A 23782-nucleotide genomic window follows, 5' to 3' on the forward strand; every position below is an offset into this window, starting at 1 on the left:
AAAAAGAGAGGGCATAAGCCCTCTCTTTTTTTGTCAGAAACGGGCTTACTTCAGCGCGGCCAGCGCGGCGTCGTAGTCCGGTTCGGTCGTAATCTCATCCACCAACTGGCTGTAGATCACTTTGTCCTGCTCATCCAGCACCACCACGGCACGGGCAGCCAGACCGGCCAGCGGGCCTTCGCTGATCTCCACGCCATAGGCCTGCTTGAAGTCACCGCCGCGCAGGGTGGAGAGGGTGACCACATTGCTCAGCCCCTCCGCGCCGCAGAAGCGTGACTGGGCAAACGGCAGATCCGAAGAGATGCAGAGCACCACGGTGTTGTCGAGGCCGCTGGCGAGCTGGTTGAACTTGCGCACGGACGCGGCGCAGACGCCGGTATCAATGCTAGGGAAAATGTTCAGCACCTTGCGCTTGCCGGCAAAGTTGCTCAGCGCCACATCAGACAGATCCTTCGCGACCAGCGTAAAGGCGTCCGCCTGCTCTCCAGACTGCGGCAGGGTACCGGTAACGGGCACCGGGTTGCCCTGGAAGTGTACGGTTTGTGTCATGTTGCCATCCTTTTACAAGTGTTTAACACTGGCCCCCAATATAAGGGATCGCTCCAGGCTTGGGTATATAAAGTTTGCTAATACCTTGTCTGTGCGAAGGAATCGGCCATGCTTAAAAGAGCATTCAAAATGGAGCCACTATGAGAACCCTGCGTTACTACCCGGAAGCCTGGCCGTTGCATTCGGCCTTTGTGATTGCCCGAGGCCGCCGCACTGACGCGCGCGTGGTGGTGGTGGAGATTGAGGAGCAGGGCTGGCGTGGGGTGGGTGAGTGCACGCCCTATCCGCGCTATGGCGAGAGCGAGGCGTCGGTGATGGCGCAGCTGGCTGGCGCGGTGGCGGCGGTGGAGCGCGGCGCGGATCGCCAGCAATTGCAGCAACTGCTGCCGCCCGGCGCGGCACGCAATGCGCTGGACTCGGCGCTCTGGAGCCTGGAGTGCGCGCGCAGCGGCGAAACCCTCTGGCAGCGCACCGGCATCGCCCCGGTGCCCGCCGTCAGCACCGCGCAGACCGTAGTGATTGGCTCACCGGAGGAGATGGCTGGCTCCGCCGCCGCCCTGCGCGACAACGGCGTGACCCTGCTCAAGATCAAGCTGGATGACCGGCTGATTGCCGAGCGGCTGGTGGCGATCCGCTCGGCGGTGCCGGAGGTGGCACTGATCGTCGATGCCAATGAGTCCTGGCAGGCGGAGGGGCTGGCGGCGCGTTGCCAGCTGCTGGCGGATTTGGGCGTGCTGATGCTGGAGCAGCCGCTGCCAGCCGGTGAGGATGGCGCGCTGGCCAACTTCATTCATCCACTGCCAATCTGCGCCGATGAGAGTTGCCACACCGCCGCCGACCTGCCAGCGTTGGCGGGGCGCTACCAGATGGTGAACATCAAGCTCGACAAGGCGGGCGGGCTGACGGCGGCGCTGGAGCTGGCGCAGCAGGCACGCGCGCAGGGGCTGGAGCTGATGCTCGGCTGTATGCTCTGCACCTCACGCGCCATCCGTGCCGCCCTGCCGCTAGCACCCGGCGCGCGCTTCCTGGATCTTGACGGGCCGACCTGGCTGGAGACCGACGCGGAACCCCGGCTGGCGTTCCACCGCGGCGGCATCGACCTGACCCGCTAGTCGTGCTGCAACAGCCCCACCAGCGCTGACAGGTAGCGCTCGCTCGCCTCATCGGCGGAGATGGGCGGCAACTCCAGCGTGATACAGGGCAGTTCGCGTTCAACACACCAACTGCCGAACGAGCCGGGCGTCGCATAGCCGACGCTGGCGACCAGCGGCAGGTCAAACGCCTGCACCAGCCAGCCGGCCAGCGCGGTGCTGTCCGGGTCTTCGACACAGGCCAGCGGCTCATGCAGCGACACCACCCAGCGCGGCGACAGCTGGGCAATCAGCGCGCAGAGCGCCTGCGTCTCTGGCTCAGAGCCGGGGGCATCACCGGAGGAGAGGCGCACGTCGCGCTCTGGCGCATAACTGTTCCAGCGATAGTGGGTATCACCCGACCGCCAGTTGTCGCTGGCGAAGTTGCGGTTGAGATCCACGCCATTGGCATTGGCGCGCAGCCCTAGCTGGCAGCCATCCGGGTTGGCCGCCAGAATGACATGGTGGCGCTGCTGGCCCGGCAGCAGGGCGCGCAGGGCGCAGGAGAGGGCGACCACGGCGGCCCCCTCATCGCCGTGGGTGCCAGCCAGAATCAGGCCGGTCTCGGGCGTCAAGTGGCTGGCGGGAAAGTAGAGCAGCGGCGCGCCGAGCACTGACCGGCCATACTCCACCCCTTTATTTGGCAGCGGGCCACGCTCGCTGCGCAATTTTAGTAGTGTCACCTGTGTCTCCTCTTAAAGGGCCTCCCTCTATTTACGCCTGTTCCTGAGGGGGAAACAGCCTTTTCTTGCAGCGCGGATGCCAGCCGGCTCGCAAAATTCATCACCCAATGGCGGAAGGCACGGAATAGTCGGGAATTTTTGTTCAGTCGTCGCGGCGAGAGTGGTACAACTGGCAAAGGAGACATTTCACAAGCCGGAGTAACAAGGAATGGCAAAACGTAACATGATTCTCGGCAGCGCCGCGCTGCTGGCAGTGGCCGGGCTGGCTGGCGCGGCGACGGTACCGCCCGGTACTGTGCTGGCGGAGAAGCAGGAGGTAGTGCGCCACATCAAGGATGAACCCGCCTCCCTCGACCCGATGAAAGCCGTCGGCCTGCCGGAGGCGCAGGTGGCACGCGACCTGTTTGAGGGGCTGGTGAATCAGGACGCCGACGGCAAGGCCATTCCCGGCGTGGCGGAGAGCTGGCAGACGCAGGACAACCGCGAGTTCCTGTTCACCCTGCGCCGCGATGCGCGCTGGTCGAATGGCGATCCCGTCACCGCCCACGACTTTGTCTACAGCTGGCAGCGGCTGGTGGACCCCGCCACCCACGCCACTGGTGCGTGGTTTGCCGCGTTGGCGGGGCTGGAGAATGCCGACGCCATCACCGCTGGCAAACTGCCGCCAGCCCGGCTGGGCGTCACGGCGATGGATGACCACACCCTGCGCGTGCGCCTCAGTCGGCCGGTGCCCTATTTTGTCAACCTGCTGGCGAGCTTCAACCTCTTCCCGGTGCACAAGGCAACGGTGGAGAAGTATGGCGATGCGTGGACCAAGGTGGGCAATCTGGTCGGCAACGGTGCCTTCATGCTGCAACAGCGGGTGGTGAATGAGAAGCTGGTGCTGGTGCCGAACCCGCACTACTGGGATCACGCGCACACGGTGTTGACCAAAGTGACGCTGATGCCGATTAATCAGGAGTCCAGCGCCACCAAGCGCTATCTGGCGGGCGACATCGATATCACCGAGTCCTTCCCAAAAAACCTCTACCAAAAGCTGCTTAAGGAGATCCCCGGTCAGGTCTACACCCCAGACCAGCTCGGCACCTACTACTACGCCTTCAACACCCGGCGCGCGCCGACCAACGACGCGCGGGTGCGGCTGGCGCTCTCCTTTGCCATTGACCGCCGCATCATCGCAGAGAAGGTGCTCGGCACCGGTGAGAAACCGGCGTGGCACTTTACCCCGGATGTCACCGCGGGCTTCCGCGCCGAACCCGGCCCGCTGCAACAGATGAGCCAGCCAGAGCTGGATGCGCAGGCGAAAACCCTGCTGGCGGCCGCTGGCTATGGCCCCGGACGGCCGCTGCATCTCTCGCTGCTCTACAACAGTTCCGAGAATCACCAGAAGATCGCCATCGCGGTGGCCTCCATGTGGAAGAAGAAACTGGGGGTGGAGGTGAAGCTGGTCAATCAGGAGTGGAAAGCCTACATCGATAGCCGTAACAGCGGCGACTTTGATGTGGTGCGTGCCTCCTGGGTTGGCGACTACAACGAGGCCTCCACCTTCCTGTCGCTGCTGACCTCGAACCAGCCGGGCAACATTGCGCGCTTTAGCGATTCGGCCTATGACAAAGCCATCAGTCAGGCCGCCAACGAGACTGATTTGTCGGCACGCAATCAGGCCTATAATCAGGCCGAACAGATCATCGCCACACAGGCACCCATCGCGCCCATTTACCAGTACACCAATGGCCGGCTGATCAAGCCGTGGGTCAAGGGGTATCCCATCACCAACCCAGAGGATGTGGCCTACAGCCATACCCTCTATATCCTGAAGCATTGAGAAACCGGGGCCGCACGGCGGCCCCAGTGACATTCGCCACACCCGCTCACACTTCTCTGCGGGCGGTTGCGTTGCGTCTCAAGCACTTAACGCTAAAATAGAGAAAAAGGCCGGCGGCGCAGTGGCCGCCCGGCAGACACTATCTAGGTGAAATACGTGGACGTCATTAGCGGCAAACAACTTCAAATATCAGACGCGGTCTATGCTTACCAGCTGGACGGCAAGGGTGGGGCGGTGCCGATCGACCCCGAAAGCGCCATCACCAGCGACAAACCCTGCTGGATCCACCTTGATTACGCCTTGCCCGCCAGCGGCCAGTGGCTCAGCACCACGCCGCTGTTGCCGGACACGGTACGCGACGCCCTCGGTGGCGAGAGTATGCGCCCACGCGTGACGCGAATGGGTGACGGCACCCTGATCACCCTGCGCACCATCAATTTCAACCCCGACTCCCGGCCAGACCAGCTGGTCACCATCCGGGTCTATATCACCGACAAGCTGATCGTCACCACCCGCCACCGCAAGGTCTACTCGATTGACGATGTGCTGGATGACCTGAAGAAGGGCAGTGGCCCGGTCAACAGTGGCACCTGGCTGATTGAGCTGTGTGATGCACTGACGGCGCACGCCAGCGAGTTCATCGAGGATCTGCATGACAAGATCATCGACATGGAAGACGGGGTGCTGGACCAGCAGATCCCGGAGCGCGGGCAGATGGCGCTGCTGCGTAAACAGCTGATTGTGCTACGCCGTTACATGGCGCCCCAGCGCGATGTCTTCACCCGGCTGGCCAGTGAGCGCCTGCCGTGGATGAGTGAGGATGACCGCCGCCGGATGCAGGAGATCGCCGATCGCCTGGGGCGCGGCCTTGACGATTTGGATGCCAGCGTGGCGCGCACGGCGGTGCTGACCGATGAGATCGCCAACTTGATGGCGGATGCGATGAACCGCCGCACCTACACCATGTCGCTGCTGGCAATGATCTTCCTGCCGACCACCTTCCTGACCGGGCTGTTTGGCGTCAACCTCGGCGGCATTCCCGGCGGCAACTCGCCCTACGGTTTCGCCACCTTCTGCCTGTTGCTGGTGCTGCTGGTGGTGGGCGTAGCGTGGTGGCTGAAGCGCAGCAAGTGGCTATAACCAGACAATCGGCCCCAATATTGAGCGAAATCAAAATGACGGCCTGCGGAATCAGGCACTATCTCTCTCGCAGGTGAATGCAACGCCAAGCGATGGGCGTTGCGCTCCATATTGTCTTATTTCTTACTTTAGAATTACTGCATAGCACATTTAATTCGTACCAGCCGGTCTCTGACCGGCTTTTTTTTGCCTCTTATTCGGCAAACAGGCATAAAAAAGGCGCACCGCAGTGCGCCTTTTCCCACCCTCAGCAGGTTATTTTATTTCCAGCACGTTGAGGCGCTCAGCCATCACTGGCTCCTCCTCATCGCCCTGCCAACCCACTGGCTGTGCCGGCAGATCTTCACGGTCGAAGGCCAAGTCGCCGCCGTCAATTACCGCGCTACCGTGGCGGATGCTGCGGAAATCAAACAGGTTATGATCGGCCAGGTGCGACGGCACCACATTCTGCATGGCGCTGAACATGGTCTCCACGCGGCCAGGGTATTTCTTATCCCAGTCACGCAGCATCTCTTTGATCACTGCGCGTTGCAGGTTAGGCTGCGAACCGCACAGGTTACACGGGATGATCGGGAAGGCGCGGGCCTCCGCGAAACGCTCAATGTCCTTCTCGCGGCAGTAGGCCAGCGGGCGGATCACCACATGCTTGCCATCGTCGCTCATCAGTTTTGGGGGCATCCCTTTCAGCTTGCCGCCGTAGAACATGTTGAGGAACAGGGTCTGCACCATGTCATCACGGTGGTGGCCCAGCGCGATCTTGGTACAACCCAGCTCGGTGGCGGTGCGGTAAAGAATGCCGCGACGCAGGCGCGAGCAGAGCGAGCAGGTGGTCTTGCCTTCCGGGATCTTCTCTTTGACGATGCCGTAGGTGTTCTCTTCCACAATCTTGTACTCGACGCCCAACTGCTCCAGATAGGCGGGCAGCACATGCTCCGGGAAGCCCGGCTGTTTCTGGTCGAGGTTGACCGCCACCAGCGAGAAGTTCACTGGCGCGCTCTGTTGCAGGTTCATCAGGATTTCCAGCATGGTGTAGCTGTCTTTGCCGCCGGAGAGGCACACCATGATGCGGTCACCCTCTTCAATCATATTGAAGTCGGCGATGGCCTGGCCCACGTTGCGGCGCAGGCGTTTCTGCAACTTGTTCAGGTTGTACTGTTCTTTTTGATTAACCACGTGTTTCTCTTGCATAGTTGTCACGCTCAGCCGCCACAATGCGGGCCAGTGAGCCGGGAGAGTCTGAAAGTGTCTAATGCGCTGTATGGTACGGATTGCCACGGCGAATGCCAGCGCGTTTTTGCTCTGGCAGGGAGGAAAATGGGCGATTGCGCCGGTCATTCGACAATTAATTACAACATACTATAAATTGAACGGCTTTGTCATGATGCCCGGTTCAGGGAAAGGAGACCCCATAAGGTGGCGGTACAGGCGAAAAGGGCGTTCAAAGGTGGGGTTGTCGAACAGGTAAACCCCGGCGGGCAGGCCAATTGGATAACCATAAAAGGGCGACGGGGAAAAAAGTCCGGCGAAAGGATCAGGTTTCGCCGGCAGAAAAACAGTCAGTATTTAACTGAAAAACAGTGGATGCTAATTACTTAGCTCAGGAACTATATAAAAGCGGATAATTACCGCAACTAAAATAAATGCCTGCACGGGCGTCCGGCTTAGTCAGCGGAAATAAAATGTTACCACAAGCCGCGCGTGACGCCGCTTCCAGGGCGACGCCCCGAAAATAGCTGGCAATGCTTTTCGGACATTCCTCACACCAGATTCCGCATCGGCTAAGCGCTTGATCTTGGGTGGGTAGCTCGCATGTCTGGCGGGTAGGGTGTTAGCGGGTTGTCAGGGGACGTAACTATTTTTAAGAGCAGGGAGAATTGATTATTCTTTTTTATCGCCGTTTGCATATTTACTCCCGCCGTAAAGGGCGCTAAAAATAGCGCTGGCGTATCCCTGTCATGCCGTCGGGGCGCCGCCCATTCCTTTACCCCGATGCAGGAGCAGGCCAATGAAATTCGCCGCCGGTCTATTATTCGCAGGCACTTTACTCGCACTGACTGGATGCAGCAGTCATGAAGATGATATGCAGTATGCCGATGAGCCGGCGCAGCAGGGCACCAGTGCCCACCTTAACCGGGCAAACCCGGCCTCGCTGAACTGTGGCCGGGTGGGAGGCCAACTGACGCTGGCGCGCCAGTTGGATGGCAGCACCATCGGCATGTGCCAACTGCCGAACGGCAAGCAGTGCGAAGAGTGGGCGCTGATGCGCGGCGGCTGCCCGGCTAATTAAGGCTCCTTGGTCAGCAAATTGGGGCAGGGCTGGCCGCTCGCGAGCTGCGCCACATTTTGCAATGTGGTCTCCGCGATGCTGGTCAGCGCCTCCTCGGTCAGGAACGCCTGATGGCCGGTAAACAGCACATTGTGGCAGGCGGAGAGACGGCGGAAGACGTCGTCCTGAATCACGTCATTGGACTTGTCCTCGAAAAACAGATCGCGCTCGTTCTCATACACATCCATTCCCAGCGCGCCAATCTTCTGCTGCTTGAGCGCCTCAATGGCGGCAGTGGAGTCAATCAGCCCACCGCGGCTGGTATTGATGATCATCACGCCGTTTTTCATCTTGCGGAAGGCATTGGCATTCAGCAGGTGGTGGTTCTCCGGCGTCATTGGGCAGTGCAGGGTGATAACGTCCGACTGAGCGTAGAGCGTATCGAGATCGACATACTCCGCGCCAATTTCCAGCGCCTGCGGCGTCGGGTAGGGATCATAGGCCAGAAGCTTCATGCCGAACCCCTTCAGAATGCGCATGGTTGCCAGCCCAATCTTGCCCGTGCCGATAACACCGGCGGTGCGGTTGTGCATATTGAAACCGATCAGCCCATCCAGCGCGAAATTGGCGTCGCGGGTGCGCTGGTAGGCACGGTGGATGCGGCGGTTGAGGGTCATCATCAGCCCGACGGCGTGCTCGGCCACCGCCTCCGGGGAGTAGGCTGGCACCCGCACCACCTGGATGCCCAGCTCGCGGGCGGCATCAAGATCGACGTTATTGAAGCCAGCACAGCGCAACGCCAGCACCTTCACCCCCTGGGATGCCAAATCCTCCAGCACCTCGCGGCTGGCGTCATCATTAACGAAAATACAGACTGCCTCACAGCCCACGGCGTTCTTGGCCGTCACCGGCGTCAGCAGAAAGTCAAAAAATGCCAGTTCAAAGTGAAAGCGCTGGTTCACCAGCTCCATATATTTGCGGTCGTAGTGTTTGGTACTGTAGATCGCCATCTTCATCGCTGCTCTCCTACCGTAAGCCAATAATAAAAGTCTACTGTGAAACTACCAGATGCGGCCGGTTGCCACCATCGGTTGCTGCCTTTTCGGCATCGTCGCCGTGCGCTGGCAGAGGAATGGTGTTAAGTATGGTATCTTGCAGCGTTTTTGGGAAAAAACAGGACAGGTGATGGGAAAAGGATGGAGGGCGCTGGCGTTGGGGGTGACTGGGCTGGCAGTGACAGGCGCGACGGGTTGGATGACCCTGCCTCAGTGGCTGCCGCGCGTGGCGCAGAACTGGTTGCCGGCTGGCACGCAACTGGTGTTTGACGCCCCGCTGGGCCTTGGCCGGCACGGATTGCGGCTCCCGGCCGCCCGGTTTATGGCGCAGGGCTGCACGCTGGCCTCCCTCTCTGGCTTGCGCGTGCGCCATCAGGCGCAGCGCTGGATCATCACAGCGCGGCAACTGACCCTCGACAGCGCCTGCTTCAGCCGCCTGCCAGCCAGTGGCGGGCAGGGCGCACCCTTCTCGTTGGCGGCCTGGCAGCAACGCCTGCCAGCGCTGGAGCTGGCGATTGACCGCTTCTCCCTGACCCCCTGGCAGCCCTACGCCGGTCGTTTGACCTTCAGCAGTGACGCGCGCGGCCAGCACCTGCACTTCCGGGCCGGCACCCGGCTGGCGCTGGCAGCCGATCTACAGGGGCCGCGCCTGACCCTCTCCCAGTTCGCCGTGACCCTGGCTGGCATGGCGGAACCCGTCGCCCTGACAGGCAGTATCACGTTGCCGGTTGCCTTTGACCGCCTGCCGCAACAGGGGCAAATCACCGCGCGGCTGAAGGTCGCGCAGGTGCCCACGCCGCTCAACGCCCGGCTGGCGTGGCAGGATGAGCAAGGGACGCTACAGGTCACGGCCAGTGACGACCAGCCACCGCTGCTGGCACTGCCGTGGCAACAACTCTCCGCCCGTCGCCTGACTGTCGAAGGGGGCAGCTGGCGCTGGCCCTACGCCGCCCAGCCGCTACAGGGTGGGCTGAGTTTTGCCCTCTCAGGGTGGGATGCCGCTACGCTGCGTACTGGTTTTGCAGGGCGGCTGAACATGGTGACCGCTGGCCACAATGGCCGCGCCAATGTGGTGCTCTCGGCCGGGCCGGGCACGTTAGGGCTGGCGGAGAGCGATCTGCACCTGCAACTCACCGGGCAGGCCAATGCCGCACAGCTTTCGGCGGCGGTCTCCATTCCGGCCGATCTCAGCGGCTCGGTACTCAGTCCGTCGCTGGCGTTGCGCAGTGGGGCGCTGGCCCGCGCGTGGGGCAATCTCTCGGCACAGCAACGGCTGGAGGAGGCGCGCTGGCCACTGGCGGGTGTGACACTGTCACTGGCAGGCGTCAGTGGCCCGTTGCAGGCGATCGTGCGGCTACGCGATCGCTACTGGGGCGCGGTGAAGTTGCATCTGGACGGCAAGGCGCAGCACTTCTGGCCCGACAGCGGCCGCTGGCAGTTCAACTTCTGGGGCAATGGCACCCTGCCGCCGTTGCAGGCGCGCTGGGACATGCGCGGTAAAGGGCGCTGGGAGGAGCAACGTCTGGGCATCGACACCCTCTCCACCGGTTTTAACCAGCTGCACTACGGGCTGATGACGCTGCACGCGCCGCGCCTGACGCTGGCGGAACCGCTGGTGTGGCAGCGCCCGGCTGACGCCTTGAGCGGGCGGCTGGCGCTCGCCACCGGCCAGATCCAGTTGGGCAGCGGTGGTTTCTTGCCGCCAGCTACGCTGGATCTGGCGTTGAAGGGGCAGTCGCCGCAGGCATTTCTCTGGCAGGGCGCGCTGGCGGCTGACCCGATTGGGCCGATACGGCTGCGCGGCCGTTGGGATGGCGAGCGGTTGCGCGGCGAAGGGTGGTGGCCGGAGCAACCAATGACCGCCTTCCAATCGCTGCTCGATCCGGCGCTGAAGATTGTGCTGCGTGAGGGGCGGTTCCGCGCCCAGACTGCCTTCTCCGCCGCGCGCGGTCAGGGACTGGTGGCTGGCGGCCACTGGGCGGTGGAACAGGGCGGTGCCTGGCTGAAGGATGGGCAGGTCAGCGATGTCGATTTTGTCCTGCCTTACCGGCTGGAGAACCACCGCTGGCAATTTGGCGCGCAGCAACCGGTGAGCCTGCACATTGGCCGGCTCGACAATCTGGTGACGGTGCGCGACATCCATGCCGAGCTACAGGGCAACTATCCCTACAGCGAGCATCTGCCGCTGACCCTGCGTAACGTCAGCATGGCGCTGCTGGGCGGGCAGGTCAGCCTGTCGGCCCTGCGCCTGCCACAGCACCAGCCAGCGATACTCACGTTGGAGCAGATTGATTTGAGCGAACTGTTTACCGCGCTGAAACCCAAGCAGTTCGCCATGTCCGGCAAGGTGGATGGCGAACTGCCGCTCTACCTGGAGGATCCGCGCTGGCTGGTGCACGGCGGCTGGGTACGCAACCACGGCCTGCTGACCCTTCGGCTGGCTCCCGAAATGGCACGGGCGCTGGCCAGCGGCAACTTCACCAACCGGCTGGTGGTGGACTGGTTACGCTACCTGGAGATCAGCCGCACCTCGGCTGACGTCAGCCTGGACAACCTTGGCCTGCTGACGCTTGCGGCCCGCATCGACGGCATCAGCCCCAGCGAAACCCAGCGGCGTAACATCATCCTGAACTACCACCATCAGGAGAATATCTTCCAGCTGTGGCGCAGCCTGCGCTTCGGCGACAATTTACAGGAGTGGCTCTCCGAACGGCTCTCCCAACCTGCGAGGACGCAACCATGATCACCCTGACCGGGCGTTTGCTGCCCCTGCTGTTGCTGGCCGGCTGTGTGCCGCGCATTGAACTGGCGACGCCGGCCCAACCGATCACCATCAACATGAATGTAAAAATCGAACATGAGATCCATATCCAGCTCGACAAGGATGTGGAGAATTTGCTGAAGAGCCAGAGCGATCTCTTTTAAGGAGCGGGGATGAGAACGTTTTTGATGGCGCTGTGCCTGCTGTGCAGCGGCGCGGCCCACGCCCTGACGCTGGATGAGGCGCGGGCGCAGGGGCGGCTGGGTGAGACGTTGGGCGGTTACGTGGCCGCCGTGGCACCAGACGCAGAGGCGGAGGCGCTGGCGGCACAGATTAACGCGGCGCGCCGTGAGCGTTACCAGCAACTGGCGGCGCGCAATCATGTATCACTGGAGAGCGTTGCGGGGCTGGCAGGGCAGAAGCTGGTGGAGCGCGCGCCCGCTGGCCAGTATGTGCGCGGCCTCAATGGCCTGTGGCTGAAGAAATAAAAAAGCGCGCCCTTGGGCGCGCTCTGCATCACGAAGCCGTGAATCAGGCGGAGATCAGCTGGGCAATCTCGCCCTTGGCCGCTTCCTGGGATTTGCTGGCGACTTCCGGGCCGTAACCCATGCCTTCTGCAAACACGTACTCGATATCGGTGATGCCGATGAAGCCGAGGAACAGGCTCAGGTAAGGCTTGAGCAGGTCAGCCGGGGTATCTTTGTGCATCCCGCCACGGGTGGTCAGGATCACCGCGCGCTTGCCTTTCACCAGACCTTCCGGGCCATTTTCGGTGTAACGGAAGGTGACGCCAGCACGGGCAATCAGGTCAAAGTAGTTTTTCAGCTGGGTCGGGATATTGAAATTGTACATCGGCGCCGCCATAACCACGATGTCATGGGCCTGCAACTCTTCAATCAGTTTGTTGGAGAGAGCCAGTGCCTCCTCCTGACGCGGGGAGAGCGGGGCGTCAGACGGACGCAGCGCACCCACCAGTTCGCCATCCAGTACCGGAATCGGCTCTGCTGCCAGGTCACGCACGGTGATTTCGTCACCTGCATGGGCCGCTTTCCACTCTTCGACAAAGAAGTCAGCCAGCTGATTTGATTGGGAGTAGGTCGCCAGGATGCTTGATTTCAGTACCAGAACTTTGCTCATTGTCTCTTCCTTCGTTTGTCAGGTCAGGGCAGCGCGCCCTTTGATGGTTCACACTGTAGGGGCAAACGCCCATCAGTAAAAGCGCAATATTTCGAGATCTATGTTCGATTTTATTGAACAAGCGCCCGTCCGCGTGAAGGGTGCCAGAGATCCGCCGCCCTGTGCTACCATAGGGTCAGCATGGCCCGCAAGGCTAACTTCTTCAGAATCAAGCGCCTGTCTGGCGCTTGCCAGCAACAAGGAACACCATGGTGAAATCTCCGCTCGCGGCACTGGCCCAGCAACTGCCGGACCTGATGCTCCGTGACCAACAACGCCTGCAGCGCCGCCTGCACGGCGCCCGCGGCGTCAACAACCCGCAGGCGCTGGAGGCCATCGCCGCTGAAATCGGCCAGGACATCGAGGCCGCGCGCCAGCGCGTCAGCCAGCGGGAAGCGGCGCGCCCGGCCATCACCTACCCGGACAACCTGCCGGTCAGCCAGAAGAAACAGGCCATTCTGGAGGCGGTGCGTGACCATCAGGTGGTGATTGTCGCCGGTGAGACCGGCTCCGGCAAAACCACCCAGCTGCCGAAGATCTGCCTGGAGCTGGGGCGCGGCATCAAGGGGCTGATTGGCCACACCCAGCCACGCCGGCTGGCGGCGCGTACCGTCGCCAACCGCATCGCCGATGAGCTGGAGACCAGCCTCGGCGGGGCGATCGGCTACAAGGTGCGCTTTAACGATCAGGTCAGCGACACCACACAGGTGAAGCTGATGACCGACGGCATCCTGCTGGCCGAGATCCAGCAAGACCGGATGCTGATGCAGTATGACACCCTGATCATCGATGAGGCGCACGAACGCAGCCTGAACATCGACTTCATCCTCGGCTATTTGCGCCAGTTGCTGCCGAAGCGCCCCGATCTGAAGGTGATCATCACCTCGGCGACCATCGATCCGCAGCGCTTCTCACGCCACTTCAACAATGCGCCGATCATTGAAGTCTCTGGCCGCACCTATCCGGTGGAGGTGCGCTACCGCCCGGTGGTGGATGACGCCGATGACAGCGAACGCGACCAGTTACAGGCGATCTTTGACGCGGTGGATGAGCTGGGCCGCGAGGGGCCGGGCGATATTTTGATCTTCATGAGCGGCGAGCGCGAAATCCGTGACACGGCGGACGCCCTCAACCGCCTCAATTTGCCGCATACCGAGATTTTGCCGCTCTACGCGCGCCTCTCCAACAGTGAGCAGAACCGGGTGTTCCAGTCCCACGCTGGCCGCCGCATCGTGCTGGCGACCAACGTGGCGGAGACCTCGCTCACCGTGCCGGGCATCAAGTATGTGATTGACCCCGGCACCGCGCGCATCAGCCGCTACAGCTACCGCACCAAGGTGCAGCGGCTGCCGATCGAGCCGGTCTCACAGGCGTCGGCCAACCAGCGCAAGGGGCGCTGTGGCCGTGTCTCCGAGGGCATCTGTATCCGGCTGTATGACGAGCAGGATTTCCTGTCGCGCCCGGCCTTTACCGACCCGGAGATTCTGCGCACCAACCTGGCCTCGGTGATTTTGCAGATGACCTCGCTGGGGCTGGGCGACATCGCCGCCTTCCCGTTTGTCGAGGCACCGGACAAGCGCAACATCCAGGATGGCGTGCGCCTGCTGGAGGAGCTGGGTGCCATCAGCACCAAGGAGAATGGCCACTACCAGCTGACGCCGCTCGGCCGCCAACTGGCGCAACTGCCCATCGACCCGCGGCTGGCGCGCATGGTGCTGGAGGCGCAGAAAAATGGCTGCGTGCGTGAGGTGATGATCATCACCTCGGCGCTATCGATCCAGGATCCGCGCGAACGCCCGCTCGACAAACAGCAGGCTTCCGATGAGAAGCACCGCCGCTTTGCGGACAAAGAGTCGGACTTCCTGGCCTTCGTCAACCTGTGGGACTACCTCAAGGAGCAGCAGAAGGCGCTCTCCTCGTCGCAATTCCGCAAGCTGTGCCGCAGCGATTACCTCAACTACCTGCGGGTGCGCGAGTGGCAGGACATCTACACCCAGTTGCGCCAGGTGGTGAAGGAGCTGGGACTGCCGGTGAACAGCGTACCGGCGGAGTACCGCGAGGTGCACTGCGCGCTGCTGACCGGCCTGCTCTCGCACATCGGCCAGAAGGACGCCGACAAACAGGAGTTCACCGGCGCGCGCAACGCCCGCTTTGTGGTCTTCCCCGGTTCGGGCCTGTTCAAGAAGCCGCCGAAGTGGGTGATGGTGGCGGAGCTGGTGGAGACCAGCCGACTGTGGGGGCGCATCGCCGCGCGCATCGATCCCGAGTGGATTGAGCCGCTGGCCCAGCACCTGATCAAGCGCAGCTACAGCGATCCGCACTGGGAGAAGGGGCAGGGCGCGGTGATGGCGACCGAGAAGGTGACGCTGTTTGGCCTGCCGATTGTCGCGGCACGGCCGGTCAACTACAGCAAGATTGACCCGGCGCTCAGTCGCGAGCTGTTCATCCGCCATGCGCTGGTGGAGGGGGATTGGCAGACGCGCCACGCCTTCTTCCGCGCCAACCTGAAGTTGCTGGCAGAAGTGGAAGAGCTGGAGCACAAATCCCGCCGCCGCGACATCCTGGTGGATGATGAGACGCTGTTCAACTTCTATGACCAGCGCATCAGCCATGAGGTGGTGTCAGCGCGCCACTTTGACAGCTGGTGGAAAAAGCAGCCGGCGGACAGCCTCAACTTTGAGAAGGAGATGCTGATCAAGGAGGGCGCGGCGAGCATCAGCGCGCTCGACTACCCCAACTTCTGGCATCAGGGCAACCTCAAGCTGCGCCTTAGCTACCAGTTTGAGCCGGGCGCGGATGCGGATGGCGTGACGGTGCACATCCCGCTACCGCTGCTGAACCAGGTGGAGGAGACCGGCTTTGAGTGGCAGATCCCGGGCGTGCGCCGCGAGCTGGTGATCGCGCTGATCAAGTCGCTGCCGAAACCGGTGCGCCGCAACTTCGTACCTGCGCCCAACTATGCCGAGGCGGTACTGGGGCGCGTAACGCCTCTGGCCATGCCGCTGCTGGATGCGCTGGAGAAAGAGCTGCGCAAAATGACCGGCGTGACGGTGTCACGCGAGGCATGGCAGTGGGATCAGGTGCCCGATCACCTGAAAATCACCTTCCGGGTGGTGGATGAGAAGAACCGCACGCTGCGCGAGGGCAAAGACCTGACGGCGCTGAAGCAGCAGCTGAAAGAGAAGGTGCAGGAGACGCTCTCCGCGGTGGCGGATGACGGCATCGAGCAGAGCGGCCTGCACATCTGGAGCTTTGGCGCGCTGCCAGAGCGCTATGAGCAGAAGCGCGGCGGCTATCAGGTCAAGGCGTTCCCGGCGCTGGTGGATGAGAAAGAGAGCATCGGCATCCGGCTGTTTGACAGCGAGCAGGAGCAACAGCAGGCAATGTGGGAGGGCACCCGCCGCCTGTTGCTGCTCAACATCCCCTCGCCGATCAAATACCTGCATGAGAAGCTGCCGAACAAGGCCAAGCTGGGGCTTTACTTCAACCCCTACGGCAAGGTGCTGGATCTGATCGATGACTGCATCGCCTGTGGCGTGGACAAGCTGATCGCGGACTTTGGCGGCCCGGCTTGGGATGAGGCCAGCTTCACCCGGTTGCATGAGTGGGTGCGCGCGCACCTCAATGAAACGGTGGTGGAGATCGCCAAGCAGGTGGAGCAGATCCTGACGGCGGTATTCAACATCAACAAACGCTTGAAGGGGCGGGTGGACATGTCGATGGCGCTGGCGCTGTCAGACATCAAGAGCCAGATGTCCGGGCTGGTCTACCGAGGTTTCGTGACCCGCAACGGCTGGAAAAAGTTGCCGGACACACTGCGCTACCTGAACGCCATTGAGCGGCGCATGGAGAAGCTGGCGACCGATCCGCACCGCGATCGTGCGCAGATGCTGAAGGTGGAGCAGGTGCAGCAGGCGTGGCAGCAGTGGGTCAACAAACTGCCGCCAGCGCGGGTCAATGACCCGGACGTGCGCGAGATCCGCTGGATGATTGAGGAGCTGCGCGTCAGTTACTTCGCGCAGCAGCTTGGTACGCCTTACCCGATCTCGGACAAACGGATCCTACAGGCTATGGAGCAGGTGGCGTAAAGCCCGCATTGGGGGCCAGCGCCGCCAATCGCGCCCGGATGGTGGTAACCGCCAGGGCGCGGTTATCAGCGCGGTAGCGATCGGCGGCCGAGGGGGCGGAGCTTTGCACCGCCACCAGCGACCAGCTGGCGTCCCCCTGTTTCAGCAGCAGCGGCGAGCCGCTGTCGCCGGGCAGGGTGTCGCACTGGTGCGAGAGCACGCCGCTCTGTGCCCAGCCGGTGACCAGACAGTTACGGTGGCTGTAGAGCGTATCCAAATGATCCTCCGGGTAGCCCGCCTGCGTCACCTGACGGCCAGCCGCTTTCAGCGCGGCGGTCAATTCCGCCTCGCTGCCTTGCCACAAAGGCAACGGCTTTAACGGCACGGAGACGCTCTCCGGCAGCCGGATCAACGCAAAATCCCACGACGCCGCCTTGGGCGGCACAATCCAGCCTTCGCCATCGGCCTTTAATCGCTTACCCAGCTGTTTGTCGACCAGCGTCTCCAATTTGGTGTACTCATAGCGCCATTTGCTGTTGCGGCTGATAAAACGGAGCGCCACCGCCTTGTCGATCACGCCCGGCGGGGCCAGCACGCAGTGGCCAGCCGTCAATGCCAGATGGGGGGAGATCAGGGTCGCGCTGCACAGGTTGCCGCTCAACGTCTCCACCTGACCAATCGCCTGCCACGGCCAGTTGGCAGGGCGGGGTGGGCGGGTGCGGTCATCATGCCCGAAGAACAGTTGCGTTTTTTCACTTGCCGAGGAATCGGCGTGCGCCAGTGGCGCAGATAACCCCAACCAACAGACGATGACTAACGACTTGCGCATAAGGATCTGGCCTTGAAAAAGGAAATTTTTAACATTTTTATAAAATAACTATAGCGGCATTCAGCCGGAGTATGAATTGGCGGCGGTTGATTTTGCGGGAAATTTTACCGGCTGGCTCACAAATAGCAGCAGGCGGCAATCAGGCCACAGAGGATCAGGGCGGCCAGGATGATCTCGAACAAGTAACGGCGCAGCATATCTCGCGAACCTTTTCACGCCTATGGCAGGTCTGAAGATAGTAAGGGCAGGGCAAAACAGCGTCCGTGAGTGATTGGTGTCGGCGTGTAACTGAATGTACAGGCAGGAAAAACCGAGGTTATCTCCTCTTTACCATTAGTAGTTACAACATACTTTTTATTTCATTATCGACTACATAAACCACATAGAAAGGGCCAGCAAGCTGGCCCCTCATCAACTACAGATAACGGCTTTCCAGATGTTGACGGAAATAGGCCGGATTCAACGGCTCACCGGTGGCATTGGTGATCAGTGCCGCCGTTGGGAAACGGCTGCCATGCTGCCAGATATTCTGGCGCAGCCACTCAAACAGCGCGCTCAGATCGCCCTCGGCAATGTCACGTTGCAAGGTTGGAATGGCACGGTTGGCGGTCTGGAACAGCTGCGCGGCATACATCGCCCCAAGGGTATAGGTCGGGAAGTAGCCAAATGCGCCATCGGTCCAGTGGATGTCCTGCATACAGCCATCGCGGTAGTTACCACGGGTATCCAGCCCCAGATAGGCCTGCATCTTCTCATCCCACAGGGCAGGGATGTCATCCACCTCAATCTCGCCCTCGACCAACGCCTTCTCAATCTCATAGCGCAGGATGACGTGCGCCGGGTAGCTCACCTCATCGGCATCCACCCGGATCAGCCCCGGCTGCACGCGCTGGTTAAGGCGCACGAAGTTTTCCACCTCCAGTGCCGGCTGGTTGCCAAACATGTGGGTCGCCAGCGGCTGCAACACCTTCAGGAAGGGTTCGCTACGGGAGAGCTGCATCTCGAACAGCAGGCTCTGGGACTCATGCACCGCCGTTGAGCGGGCAAGGGCGACCGGCTGGCCCAGCCACTCGCGCGGCAGGTTCTGCTCGTAACGCGCATGGCCGGTCTCGTGGATCACGCCCATCATTGCGCTCAGGAACTCCTGCTCATTGTAGCGGGTGGTGATACGCACATCTTCCGGCACGCCGCCGCAGAACGGGTGGGTGCTGACATCCAAACGGCCGCCGTCAAAGTTGAAGCCCAGCAGCGACATCACCTGCAACCCAAGCTGGCGCTGCTTCTCGAGATCAAACGGGCCGGTTGGCGTCAGGCAGGGTTCCGCTTGCTGCTTCGCCACCACTTTTTGCAGCAGGTCGGGCAGCCACTGCTTCAGATCGCCAAACAGGCCGTCGAGCTGGGCGCTGGTCATGCCCGGCTCAAACACCGCCAGCAGCGCGTCGTAACGGCTGGTGCCGCCCGCCTGCGCGCGAATCTCCGCCTCTTCGCGGGTCAGCCTGACCACCTCTTTCAGGTTGGCGGCAAATCCCTGCCAGTCATTGGCCGGGCGTTGGCTGCGCCAGGCATGCTCGCAGCGCGCCCCCGCCAGCGATTTGGCCTCAACCAGCGAAGCTGGCAGCAGCACCGCATTCTGGTAGGCGACCTGCATTTCGCGCAGGTTGGCCTGCTCCACATCGTTCAGCGTCTCCTGGTGCGCCTGTGCCAGCCACTGGCCCACCTCCGGCGCGGTCAGGATGCCGTGACACAGTACGCTCATCTCCGCCAGCGCCTCGGAGCGGGCTTGGTTGCCCTGCGGCGGCATCATGGTCTGCATATCCCAGCCCGCGATGGCGGACAGGTGGCCGAAACGCGACAGCCGGCTAAAGGTACGGTGCAAATGCTGGTAAGCAGAGGTCATGTCACTCTCCATAGTTAGTCAAAAAGGGCCGGGCGCTCACTGCGCGCCAGCCGTCATCAGGGGAAGGGCTGGCTTGATGGGCCAGCAGAAGCGGAAACTGGCACCGCCCAGCGGGCTGGTCTCCACCAGCACCCGGCCCCGAAAGGCCTGGGCAATGGAAAACACAATCGCCAGCCCAAGGCCGCAGCCGCCGGTGGCGCGATCGCGGCTGGGGTCGAGGCGCACGAACGGCTCGAAAATGCGCTGACGCTCCTCCAGCGGAATGCCGGGGCCGTCATCCTCTACCTGCAAACAGGCCTCATCGCCGTTCATCCACAGCGCGATGCGCAGGCGCTGGTTGGCATAACGCAGCGCGTTATTCACCAGATTGTCCAGCACGCGCTCCATCAGCCGCTGGTCAATCGCGCCATAGTCGCCCTGATGGGGAATATCCAGCGTCACCTCCCGCAGGGGGTTCACCAGCTGAATATCCTCCACCTTATCCGCCAGCCAGGCGGGCAGGTCGACGGCGTCAAGCTTCAGCGCCACCTGTGGCCGGTCGAGACGCGCATAGGTCAGCAGTTCATCAATCAGCGACTCCAGCTGGCCGATGTCGCGGTTCAGCGCCAGCTGCTCGCTCTCCTCCAGGTTCTCACTCATCGCCAGCCGGTAGCGCAAACGCACCAGCGGCGTGCGCAGTTCATGGGCGATGCCGTCAATCAGCTGTTTCTTGCTGGCGATCAGCGTGCTGATGTTATCGGCCATCTGGTTGAAGGCGACGCCCAGCCGGTTCAGGCTGGAGGTGGCGTCAAAATGGGTGCGCTCACTCAGGTGGCCGGCCCCGAGCCGCTGCGCCGCTTTCTCCAGCTGCATCAGGTCGCGCCAGTGCGGCCGCATCCAGAGAAACACCGGCAACGCCAGCGACAGACCGATAAACAGCAGCAGCGCCAGATCCAGCAGCCGCATCTCATGCAGATAGAAGAGATAGGGGATCGGCCCGACGACCAGCACATAGTGGCTGCGCGGCACCCGTTGCATAAAGGTGTACTCATCATCCAGCGCCACAATCTCCCCCAACCGCAGCCGGCGGTCGAGATCTTCCCCCAGCTTGCGCTTGCCCAGTGGCTCAATGTGCAGCTTGAAGGAGAGGTTCAGGTCGAGGGTATTGATGGTTTTGTTCCAGTCACGCAACGGGATTTCGCGTAGCTCGCTGCGCATCAGGTAGAGCGAGCTTTTCATCAGGTCATCCATCGACTGGCGGCCAGCGCGCTCTGCCGTGACTTTGTAGACCAGCCCCACCAGCATCGCCATCACCAAAAAGCAGACGAACAGCAGCAAGAAAAACTGGATAAAGAGCTTTCTCATTGCTGCGCCGTCTCCCAGGCGTTGGGGGCGAACAGGTAACCCTTGTTGCGCACGGTCTTGATGCGGAACGGGTCGAGCGCATTGTCATACAGCTTGCGCCGCAGGCGCGAGATGGCCACGTCAATGCTGCGATCCATGCCGTCATAGCTGACGCCGCGCAGCGTCTTCAATAGCGCCTCGCGATCCATAATCTGCCCGGCATGGGTGGCCAGTTCCCACAGCAGGTCGAAATCCGAGGTGGAGAGCGGGATATCCTCCGCGCCGAGCGTCACCTGCCGGTTGACCGGGTCAATGCACAGCAGGCCGAAATGCAGCGCATTGCGGGTCAGCAGCATGGGCGACTCCTCGCGTGCCGGTTGCTGGCTGTGCTGGCGCAGGTGCAGCCGCAAGCGGGCCAGCAGCACCGCCGGGGGCGTGGTCTTGAGGATATAGTCATTGGCGCCCATCTCCAGCGACAGGATATGGTTCATGTCGCTGTCGAGCGAGGTGAGCAGCACAATCGGGCCGGGATAGGTGGGGCGCAGGTCACGGCACAGCGTCATGCCATCCTTACCGGGCAGCATGATGTCCAGCAGCACCAGATCGGGCTTTTCATGCGCGATCACCGCCTGGGCGGTATCCCCGCGCGGCTCAACCACTACTTCAAAGTCATGTTTGCTCAAGTAGGCCGCGATCAGTTTGCCGACGTCCTGGTCATCTTCGACGTATACAATTTTATTCATGGTGTCATGGAAAGGGGGAAGCCCGGAATCATGGCCCCAGCATAGCGCGAGCCACCGGGGTATGCCATGCGTCAATGGTAATAGGGTATGAGTGGTTTAGGTTCTATTTCCAGTGCCAATATATAGTGACAATGAATCATTACAGTTAATCCAATTTATTGCGCTGACTGTTGCTAGCAAAAACCCGCGTAATTATGCCATTATAAGCGCCATAGCGTATGAAACGTCTTTTCAATGAACCATTTCAGAATGCCAAAACGGGCCAGGAGAGGAACAGGGGATGACGACCGATCGCCTTGCACCCGATGCGCGCAGTGAAAGAGTCTGCTTCAACTATATGGAGTATCTCTCAGCGTCATGCAAGAAACAGTGGCGTTTCGTGGATGCGATTTATGGCGTGATGCCGATCTTCGGTCTGGTACTGAAATCCAAAACGCCCAATGCCCAGTCGCGGCAGGAGCAACTCAAGGAGCTGGCACTGCAAGTGGTCTCCACGCAGGTGAGTGACGAGGTCAATATCGCGCGGCTGATCCTGCTGGCCAAACAGCAGGGCCTGACGCTGATCGATATCTGCCTGCCTTACGCGCTGACGCCAGAACAGCTGGCGGTGGTACGTGAGGAGTGCGAGCAGGATGTGGGCTTCGAGCAGCATGGCGAGTGCCTGACGGTGAGCCTCAACGCCGCCACCCACTAGCCAGTGCCGATAAAAAAAGGCCGTATCGTGAGATACGGCCTTTTTTGTTGGCGTGGATGACGCGATCAGTGCGCCATAAACCAGCCAGCCGGCACGCTTGCCAGCAGCAGCAGGGCGACGGCGGAAAGTTCCAGCCGATTCAGCGCGGTACGGTTCGGCTGTTCGCGGCGGGCGTAGAGGAACACCAGCAGGCCCGGCGCATAGAGCAGCACCGACAGCAGCAAGTGCACCAGCCCGGAGGCGTAGAGCATCCACAGCCCATACAGGCAGGCGCCGCTGGCCGCCAGGGTCAGGCCCCATGCGCGTTGCTGGCGCGCCAGCTTGAACAGGAAGGCACCCACCAGGAAGTAGGGCACCAGAATCATCTCGGAGGCGATGGTCAGCAGGTTGTTATAGTCGCTGCCGGTCAGCCAGATCAGCACCAGCGCCAGCTGTACCGAGCCATTGGTGATCCAGAGCGAAGGCGCGGGCGCGTCATACTGGTTCTGGCCGTGGAAGATGCGCGGGAACGCCCCTTGTGCCGCGGCCAGCAACGGCACTTCGGCGGCCATGATAGTCCAGCTCAGGTAGGCGCCGCAGACGGAGATGATAAGCCCAGCCGCGATGATCCAGCGGCCTGTCGGCCCCATCAAATCCACCATCAGGCCAGCCATCGAAGGGTTGCGCATCTCCGCCAGCTCCGCACGCGGCAGCACGCCGAGGGAGAGCAGGGTAATCAGCAGGTAGACGCCCAGCGCGCTCAGCACCGCCAGCATGGTGGCGCGGCCGACATCACGCTTGTTCTTCGCGCGGGCGGAGACCACCACCGCCCCCTCAACGCCAATAAACACCCACAGGGTAAACAGCATGGTGTCTTTCACCTGCTCCCACACCGGCTTGCCCAGCGCCAGTCCCGTGAAGTCCAGCTTAAAGGTCTCCAGCTTAAAGGCGAGGGCGGCCAGCACCACAAACAGCCCGAGCGGCAGCAGCTTCGCCAGCGTGGCGGCCATATTGATGCCCGCCGCGGTCTGGACGCCGCGCAGCACCAGCGCATGTACGCCCCACAGCAGCAACGACTCGCCAATCAGCGCTTGCCAGGTGTTGCCATCGCCAAAGATGACGTGCCCTGGTGAGTCAGTGAAGAAGCTGATCGCCGCAAACACGATCACCAGATAGGAGACGTTGGCGATCACCGCGCAGAGCCAGTAACCCCAGGCGGAGCAGAAGCCGACCAGCTCGCCGAAGCCCTCTTTGGCATAGGTGAAGATGCCGCCATCCAGATCTGGCCTCAATCTTGAGATCAGCAGCATGGCGAATGCGAGGAACAGAATGCCGACGCCCGTGATGCCCCAGCCCACCAGCAGGGCGGCGGGACTGGCCACGGCGGCCATATTTTGTGGCAGGCTGAAGACACCCGCGCCCAGCATGGAGCTGAGCACCAGCGCGGTCAGTGCGGTTAACCCTAATTTTTTTTCCAATGTCCTATTCCAATGCAGAATATATGACCAAGTGTTTAATCATCGCCAGCATAAATACTTATGCCTGCGGACTTATCTCGGGGGATTGCCCTGAAAAAGTGGGGCGATTCTACGGAGTGACGGCGGGTGATGCAATGACTGCCACCTAAAATTATGCATAAGAAGCGCATAAATAAACAATTTATGC

General features: G+C 61.6%; 19 protein-coding genes. 9 read left to right on the top strand and 10 right to left on the bottom strand.

Annotation, left to right across the window (positions count from 1 at the left end; all coding sequences use genetic code 11):
* Nucleotides 1–45 precede the first annotated feature (45 nt).
* Entirely contained in the window at nucleotides 46–549 is a 504-nt protein-coding gene (gene tpx, locus C1N62_RS08105; RefSeq protein ID WP_137763147.1) for a thiol peroxidase, read from the bottom strand.
* A 140-nt stretch (nucleotides 550–689) separates the two neighbouring features.
* Between tpx and ycjG the strand changes: the two genes are divergently transcribed.
* Nucleotides 690–1661, top strand: a complete 972-nt coding sequence (gene ycjG / locus C1N62_RS08110; RefSeq protein WP_137763148.1) for an L-Ala-D/L-Glu epimerase — start codon at nucleotides 690–692, stop codon at nucleotides 1659–1661.
* On the opposite strand, the gene mpaA is transcribed toward ycjG, so the two are convergent.
* Complete coding sequence (gene mpaA / locus C1N62_RS08115; protein WP_137763149.1) at nucleotides 1658–2362, bottom strand: murein tripeptide amidase MpaA; 705 nt, start codon at nucleotides 2360–2362, stop codon at nucleotides 1658–1660. The genes ycjG and mpaA overlap by 4 nt on opposite strands.
* Before the next feature lie 208 nt (nucleotides 2363–2570).
* Between mpaA and C1N62_RS08120 the strand changes: the two genes are divergently transcribed.
* Nucleotides 2571–4187: an ABC transporter substrate-binding protein gene (locus C1N62_RS08120; RefSeq protein WP_137763150.1), complete on the top strand. Its 1617-nt coding sequence runs from the start codon at nucleotides 2571–2573 to the stop codon at nucleotides 4185–4187.
* A gap of 156 nt (nucleotides 4188–4343) precedes the next feature.
* Nucleotides 4344–5327, top strand: coding sequence for a zinc transporter ZntB (zntB, locus tag C1N62_RS08125; RefSeq protein ID WP_137763151.1), 984 nt, complete (start codon nucleotides 4344–4346; stop codon nucleotides 5325–5327).
* A 255-nt stretch (nucleotides 5328–5582) separates the two neighbouring features.
* On the opposite strand, the gene ttcA is transcribed toward zntB, so the two are convergent.
* Complete coding sequence (gene ttcA, locus C1N62_RS08135; RefSeq protein ID WP_137763153.1) at nucleotides 5583–6515, bottom strand: tRNA 2-thiocytidine(32) synthetase TtcA; 933 nt, start codon at nucleotides 6513–6515, stop codon at nucleotides 5583–5585.
* 817 nt (nucleotides 6516–7332) lie between these two features.
* On the opposite strand from ttcA, the gene C1N62_RS08140 reads away from it, so the two are divergent.
* Entirely contained in the window at nucleotides 7333–7614 is a 282-nt protein-coding gene (locus tag C1N62_RS08140) for a DUF333 domain-containing protein (RefSeq protein ID WP_137763154.1), read from the top strand.
* On the opposite strand, the gene C1N62_RS08145 is transcribed toward C1N62_RS08140, so the two are convergent.
* A complete protein-coding gene (locus C1N62_RS08145) occupies nucleotides 7611–8609 on the bottom strand; it encodes a 2-hydroxyacid dehydrogenase (RefSeq protein WP_137763155.1) in 999 nt (332 codons plus the stop codon). The genes C1N62_RS08140 and C1N62_RS08145 overlap by 4 nt on opposite strands.
* Nucleotides 8610–8778: 169 nt before the next feature.
* On the opposite strand from C1N62_RS08145, the gene C1N62_RS08150 reads away from it, so the two are divergent.
* The 3 genes from C1N62_RS08150 to C1N62_RS08160 are packed head-to-tail and all read left to right on the top strand — an operon-like array spanning nucleotide 8779 to nucleotide 11897.
* Nucleotides 8779–11391, top strand: a complete 2613-nt coding sequence (locus tag C1N62_RS08150; protein WP_137763156.1) for a YdbH family protein — start codon at nucleotides 8779–8781, stop codon at nucleotides 11389–11391.
* The gene (locus C1N62_RS08155) at nucleotides 11388–11573 is read left to right on the top strand and encodes a YnbE family lipoprotein (protein ID WP_137763157.1); all 186 of its coding nucleotides are present in this window, start codon (nucleotides 11388–11390) and stop codon (nucleotides 11571–11573) included. Before C1N62_RS08150 ends, C1N62_RS08155 begins: the two co-directional genes overlap by 4 nt.
* Nucleotides 11574–11582: 9 nt before the next feature.
* Nucleotides 11583–11897, top strand: coding sequence for a YdbL family protein (locus tag C1N62_RS08160; RefSeq protein ID WP_137763158.1), 315 nt, complete (start codon nucleotides 11583–11585; stop codon nucleotides 11895–11897).
* Between the two features lie 43 nt (nucleotides 11898–11940).
* Here C1N62_RS08160 and C1N62_RS08165 read toward each other — a convergent pair whose 3' ends face one another.
* Nucleotides 11941–12546: an FMN-dependent NADH-azoreductase gene (locus C1N62_RS08165; RefSeq protein ID WP_137763159.1), complete on the bottom strand. Its 606-nt coding sequence runs from the start codon at nucleotides 12544–12546 to the stop codon at nucleotides 11941–11943.
* A gap of 296 nt (nucleotides 12547–12842) precedes the next feature.
* Between C1N62_RS08165 and hrpA the strand changes: the two genes are divergently transcribed.
* Complete coding sequence (hrpA, locus tag C1N62_RS08170; RefSeq protein WP_240775769.1) at nucleotides 12843–16673, top strand: ATP-dependent RNA helicase HrpA; 3831 nt, start codon at nucleotides 12843–12845, stop codon at nucleotides 16671–16673.
* Here hrpA and C1N62_RS08175 read toward each other — a convergent pair.
* The 4 genes from C1N62_RS08175 to rstA form a co-directional block, all read right to left on the bottom strand.
* The gene (locus C1N62_RS08175) at nucleotides 16654–17481 is read right to left on the bottom strand and encodes a serine protease (protein ID WP_137763161.1); all 828 of its coding nucleotides are present in this window, start codon (nucleotides 17479–17481) and stop codon (nucleotides 16654–16656) included. The two genes, hrpA and C1N62_RS08175, sit on opposite strands and share 20 nt — an antisense overlap.
* 415 nt (nucleotides 17482–17896) lie before the next feature.
* On the bottom strand, nucleotides 17897–19378 hold the full coding sequence (locus C1N62_RS08180; RefSeq protein WP_168195838.1) for a carboxypeptidase M32: 1482 nt from the start codon (nucleotides 19376–19378) through the stop codon (nucleotides 17897–17899).
* A 36-nt stretch (nucleotides 19379–19414) separates the two neighbouring features.
* Entirely contained in the window at nucleotides 19415–20722 is a 1308-nt protein-coding gene (rstB, locus tag C1N62_RS08185; protein WP_137763163.1) for a two-component system sensor histidine kinase RstB, read from the bottom strand.
* The gene (gene rstA, locus C1N62_RS08190; RefSeq protein WP_137763164.1) at nucleotides 20719–21444 is read right to left on the bottom strand and encodes a two-component system response regulator RstA; all 726 of its coding nucleotides are present in this window, start codon (nucleotides 21442–21444) and stop codon (nucleotides 20719–20721) included. Before rstA ends, rstB begins: the two co-directional genes overlap by 4 nt.
* 280 nt (nucleotides 21445–21724) lie before the next feature.
* Here rstA and C1N62_RS08195 point away from each other — a divergent pair, with 280 nt between their 5' ends.
* On the top strand, nucleotides 21725–22138 hold the full coding sequence (locus C1N62_RS08195; protein ID WP_137763165.1) for a hypothetical protein: 414 nt from the start codon (nucleotides 21725–21727) through the stop codon (nucleotides 22136–22138).
* A 65-nt stretch (nucleotides 22139–22203) separates the two neighbouring features.
* On the opposite strand, the gene C1N62_RS08200 is transcribed toward C1N62_RS08195, so the two are convergent.
* Complete coding sequence (locus C1N62_RS08200) at nucleotides 22204–23595, bottom strand: amino acid permease (RefSeq protein ID WP_137763166.1); 1392 nt, start codon at nucleotides 23593–23595, stop codon at nucleotides 22204–22206.
* Nucleotides 23596–23782 lie beyond the last annotated feature (187 nt).

This window comes from Nissabacter sp. SGAir0207 (assembly GCF_005491205.1).
GTDB lineage: Bacteria > Pseudomonadota > Gammaproteobacteria > Enterobacterales > Enterobacteriaceae > Chimaeribacter.